This window comes from Endozoicomonas sp. YOMI1 (genome assembly GCF_024606345.1).
GTDB lineage: Bacteria > Pseudomonadota > Gammaproteobacteria > Pseudomonadales > Endozoicomonadaceae > Endozoicomonas.
In genome coordinates this window covers 1-5,635 of sequence record NZ_JAHHPM010000270.1, presented here as the reverse complement: position 1 = coordinate 5,635, position 5,635 = coordinate 1, and the positions used below count along the sequence as shown (strand labels likewise).

General features: G+C 45.1%; 2 protein-coding genes and 1 pseudogene. 2 read left to right on the top strand and 1 reads right to left on the bottom strand.

Features of this window, described 5'->3' with window-relative positions:
- Window positions 1-282 (top strand): hypothetical protein (locus KDK15_RS09480; RefSeq protein WP_257295113.1); only part of this gene is annotated, 282 nt, incomplete at its 5' end.
- Window positions 283-599: 317 nt separating this feature from the next.
- Here KDK15_RS09480 and KDK15_RS09475 read toward each other — a convergent pair.
- Window positions 600-1,208, bottom strand: a complete 609-nt coding sequence (locus tag KDK15_RS09475) for a hypothetical protein (RefSeq protein WP_257295112.1) — start codon at window positions 1,206-1,208, stop codon at window positions 600-602.
- A gap of 453 nt (window positions 1,209-1,661) precedes the next feature.
- On the opposite strand from KDK15_RS09475, the pseudogene KDK15_RS09470 reads away from it, so the two are divergent.
- Window positions 1,662-5,635 (top strand): annotated as a pseudogene (locus KDK15_RS09470) (hypothetical protein); the annotation flags it as partial.

Here is a 5,635-nt window from a genome sequence, read left to right as displayed (position 1 = left end):
ATGGGAATTACCACAGGTTCCCTTCTGGCAGCGGGCGGATTGGGGATTGCCGGCTATTCAACCTATCAATGGATTACCGGTTACCAGGAGGGGTTGCGTGGTCAGGAGCTGGCGATGAAACCACTTACCCGTGGTAAAGAACTGGCAAGCGCTGCGGTCAACTCAGTATCACAGGGTATTAAGGGAATCCGGGAACGGATGAACAGGCAGAGTGTTCCTACGCAGGAACCAGCCCATGAAGTAAATGAACTCGGTACAGACTGGGACGACTTGATAAAGTAGCTGAGCTGGACAAATGTTTTAATCAGCGATCACAACCGGAACAATCCTGACTGATACCCGTTACCAAAAAAACGAAGCTCCTACTACCAAAGGAGCTTTTTTTTAGAAATCAGTGCCAGGGCTTGAAATTTGAATGTGTTCAAAAAGAAAAAAATCAGGGTCAGCTCTTTCTTTATGCACAAACAATGTCGTTTATAAGAAAGTTCAGAGTTTTGAAAGGTAGAATCGGGGAGAATAGAATCAAGGGGGGATGGACAGGCCTCCGAGTAGAAGAGGACGTTACCGTCCTCAGCCCTCGCAGAGCCGGACGAGCCCAATTAAGGCATCCGGTTCCTCACAGTTACTGGTTCTGGCAGGAGCGGCAAGACATATTCGATGCCTTTTTGGTCTTCAATTAATGCACCTACCCTGTCGGATAAATGCTTGATATACGAGTTAGACAGAGTTCTTTGATGGTTGGTTGCAAAGTCTTCTTTAACAGCAGGAGCGGGCATCTGGCTGTATTTCCAAGCGAGTGTTTTGGCAAACTTGGGGGTAGCTGAGCCGACAATACCGGTGGGAAGATCAAGAGGTGCCAGCTTAACACCTCTGACTCCCTGATAAACAGAACGTTCCATAGGCACGCATCCATACATGGTTTCATATCGCTTCAGTACCTTACCCTTGTAACTCCACTTCTGCTGGTTTACGACAATGGGGTCTTTGTTGGGTGGTTCAAACAGTTCAAGCAACTCTTTTGTTCCGAGCTGCCCTGCTTCATTCAATGCTCGCTGTAGTCCATCTTCAAGATCCAGCATGTTGCCAGATTCAATGGGTACTTCAATTTGCAACACAATGCTTCCATAACTTTCCATAGCTACGGTTCCGGAACCACCTGAAACTCTGTCGCCTGAGATATTCCTGAATGAAAATCCACAGCTACGCATCAATATTACCTGCCTGGAAGGTCGATATAGAGGGTTTGAAGAAAGGGCTGGCAAGAAGAATCAAAACAGTAGTGAAAACCATCGCCTGATGGTTATCAAAAATATTAGTAATAATTCTAAAGACCAGCTTGTTGATAAAGCTGATGCATCAAATTGTGGCAAACCCAATAAAAAAGTTTGAGAGAATCTTCTTTTAATAAAACTGACGAATATAAGAGTATTTTTTTCAACAAGATTAACAACCCTTACTATATTAATCTTCCAACGTTTAATAGACATTTACCATTCACTATCTAGAGCTGTTCAAAATCACAACAATATGCATTTGCTGAAAGCTGAATTATTACAAAAAATAATAGCGTCTGATTTATCCGTTCGTCTGCCTGTAAAAATCATAAGACACTGGCCAATACATTGTTCCACATCAACTGACTGATACAAAGGTAACAGGTAATGAATAACCAGATAGCACCAACGTCAGCTGCTTATCCGAATGCCTACACTGCTGATGCCACTCAAAAAGATTTATCCGAACAATCAACCAAAAAGAAATTCCTGTCTTATCGAACAAGTGCCGAATCAGATGTCCAGAAACTGATTAATAAAAACCAGGCAGAAACCAAGGTTCTGGAAGGCAAGATAGAAAATATGCAAAAGAAATTAACTGAATACCTGCAGTATCGTGCTCATGATAAACTTTTCATTAAGCCTGCACCTGAAAAAAATCACAGCAATAGCACTGAGACAAATTCCCTTGCTGACAAACCGTTAATCCCATTATCCAAAGATTCCACTACCACTGACGTCAATCCGGAAACCACAGGACTACGGTCTGGCTCAACCACCGACAGCACGGTCTCATCACCCATCTTATCAACTGCTGAGCATACCCGTACTTTCACCCCCTCAATACCAACACATACAACGGTTAGCGACAGTTCAGCAACGGCTACAGCCCAGACGGTAAACACAACTCAGGCGACCAACACAACAAGTCCACTTACACCGACGACTGCCCTGCCGCCACTGGGTGAGTTGCTTTCCGACAGTGTGAAAATGACGTTAATGGCGTCACTGAAAGACGAGCTGGTGGACTACCAACAACAGCAAAAAAACAGTCTCATGGCAACTGCCGAAAATTCCTGGGGGAATATCACCGGGATAGCTAAGCAGCCCGAAACAATCATCGGTAAACGTCCGGAGGATCCATTGCCGGACATCCGTTACAGTCAGCGGCCACACCCAATGATTGATTTGTCCGAGTTAATATCAGGTATTGAAGCAAGGGTGACAATGTATGAATTATTCAATCTGGTACTCATTGTTTCTTCCTTCACCAGGGCTATTAAAAAATCCTTTCCCGACGACGCCAGGGTTTATAACAATAAACTGAAACAGCTCACTGACCAAATAAAGAGTTATCTCCCGAGCCATGATCAGGATGACACGAAAAGAAAAAGAACCAGAAGAAACCTTACAGAAATGGAAATTGGGAACATTAAATTTAAGTTCGAAAGACTGCTTGATGAATTTGAGAAAGAACCAATGCAGAAAGAGATGAAAAAATTCTTCCAAGGCTTCAGGCAAATGCGTGATACCTTCACCAAAGCTCTGTATGAAGTTGATCACATCACTAATGATCCTGAATTCGAAGAGATGTTCGAATGGATGAAAAATAAAGAAACGATTAAGTCAGGGCTGGAAAAGTACAGCCAAGACATTGAAAAGGCTATCAAAGACAAAGGTTTCTACCAAGCTGGCCAAATTACCTTCAAGGTTAATATACTGTACAACAAAATACAGTATATCCGAGAAGGCTACGAATCAGAAAACCCTTATCATGAATTTTTAAAAGAAATCAGTGCGTTAAAAAAAAATCTGGCTAAGGTACAATCACTGGCCAATAAGGCAGCTGCCTCGGTCAATTTGCATAAGATCTTTTATCAAGCGATTGCTCATGATGCCCTGGCCCTGGCTTACGATAAGAAACTGGGATATTGTTTCGCGGATGTACTGTCCACAGCCATAGCAGGCCAAAATGGGAAGTTCTCAACTTCATTGACTAGTCTGGCAGAGTCAATATTGTTTGGTACCGGTTATACTCGGCTCCCAATCCAGATCAGAATGACCTTGCAGGATGTATTATATCTCAAGACTCCATATTCACTAAAGAATCATCCAGCTTCATTGGGGCTGAATACTGACAGCTTATATATTGCCCAAGCCTACAAAAAAGCACAAACAGTGAGGAATGCAGTAAAGAACGAGCTTAAAATCACATCGCGCAGATTCAATTCAATAAGTGATCTGATCAAGAAACTGCTTCACCAGGTTGATGTTGACAGCCTTGGTACTGAATTGGCCCAGTTTGGGGTTGCACCTGCTTCTGATCATATCTGTTACTTCGCTTTTAGCAAAAGCGACAATGTCTTCAGACTCACAGTTCAGGATGTTCAAGTCGGTGTGATGACGGTTACTGGTAATGATCTGAATCAGCTACAAAAGAACATACTAAAGGTACTAAAGCGTTTTTCTGATAAACAGAAGATACCACTGGTCCCCCCCAAGGCAGATGCTGTCCCCATTCCAGGCACAGGTTTCTGTCCTCTTACCAAGGATATCCTGAGCCCGTTTGAAAACATTGAGTTTGAAAACCTTGAACTGATCCAGGATTCAGCACTAACTCTTAAAGATATAATGACCCACCGCCCCTACGAACTCGAAGCACTTGACAAGGAAAAAATCAACGCCCTGACGACAAAATACCTTGCAACCGTCAAAAATGCTGCCACCCGGAAACGTCTGCACATCAACCTGAAATCCCTGTCATCATCAGAGTCAGAAACACTGGCAGAAATTAAGCAAATGCCCATGGTTTATCTGATGCGGGAAGTCCTTACCGCCCTGGAAATGTATCCAAATCCAGCTGAATACTCAACCAACATCAGGCTGATGAATGCCCACGCTGTCACCACACTGAATGACATCGCCAAACACTTGCCCTCCGCCCCGAAAAAAACCGCTGATGCCGATGCTCAATCAGTACCACAAGGTGCGACCACTAACCTGGACACCATCACTGACGGAGAGCGGTTCAAGCTGGCTGGTGAAAGAGACTTCCGCATGCTTGACCCAGAGCCGGGCGCTAGTGCCGGTGCAGCCCAACCCGACGGTACCCATGGAGCACCCGAAAGCCAGGGCAGCAGCGGTGTATCCGGTAGTACTATTGGTGGGATAATCGGTGGCGGGATCGGCGGCACTGCCGGACTAGCATTGGTATCATTCTTAACCAACTGCTCCGGATGCCTGTCACTACTGTCAAAAATGGCAAGTGCCACTGAGGTCGGCGAGGATGCAGCAGACAGAATCTTGAACGGGCTACAAAACGCAGGTGAGAACACAGGTGAGGAATTCGGGGAGGAATTTGGAGAGAAAGTTGGAGAGAAAGTTGGAGAAAAAGGCGGAGAAAAAACTGGAGAAGAAGTCGGGGAAAAAACCCTTAAAGAGGTTGGAAAGAAAGCTGTCAAAGGAAAGCAGGCCGCCAGATGCACACGCTCGGTTGGCGGCTGTAACCAGGCAGAAGACGGCGAAGGTGAAGGTGAAGGTGGTGAAGCTGGCGGTGAAGCCGGTGGTGAAGCTGGAGCAGGCGCTGGAGCAGGCGCTGGAGCTGGTGGTGAAGCCGGTGGTGAAGCCGGTGGTGAAGTTGGAGGAGGCATTGGAGCAGGTGGTGTCGCGACAAAAAAAGGAGCCAAAACACTTAAAAAGTTGTACGAGGCCATAAAAAAAGCGATCGAAAAAAAACATAAAAAACACTCTGAAAAGCAAGCCTCCCAAGGCTCAGCAGCAAAACCAAACCAACCACCAATAAAAAAGGCAATCGATGCAGAGCACACCACGATACAGCCAACAACCAAACCAGCGACGTCATCAAGCACCGGAAACAGCAACAATATAAATGCAGGTATTGCCACTGTTCCAGACGATGCAACCAGTGTTGACCAACCAACAGAGACATTAAAAACTGTAATAACCACAGAGCCATCAACCAGTCAGACAGAAACTGCTGGCACTATCCCAAAGACAGGAGATGATGACAGCTCCCACAGCGCCGCTGATTTTACAAGTTCTGCACCAGCGACAACACAGACTACTGAATCAACAAACCAACCAATAGCCACTTCAACACCTGAGGCTATCACGCAGGAAGCGAAGAAAAGTACCTCTGATATTTTAAATGGCGCAACTGCTGCACCACTGCTAACAACAACTTCAACGGCCAAAACAGAAGATCAGGCAATAGCAGGTACTACAAGTCAGACGACAATTGATAAAAAAGCAATACATCAATCGACAACCGGGCAAGAAGTATTATCATCTGAAACCACCACAACAGAAGGCAAACTTGGTATATCTGACAGCACAACAAC

Bases quoted from the DNA above. Each gene is read 5' to 3' on its own strand.
- KDK15_RS09475 (WP_257295112.1), bottom strand. From the start codon at position 1,208: ATGCGTAGCTGTGGATTTTCATTCAGGAATATCTCAGGCGACAGAGTT.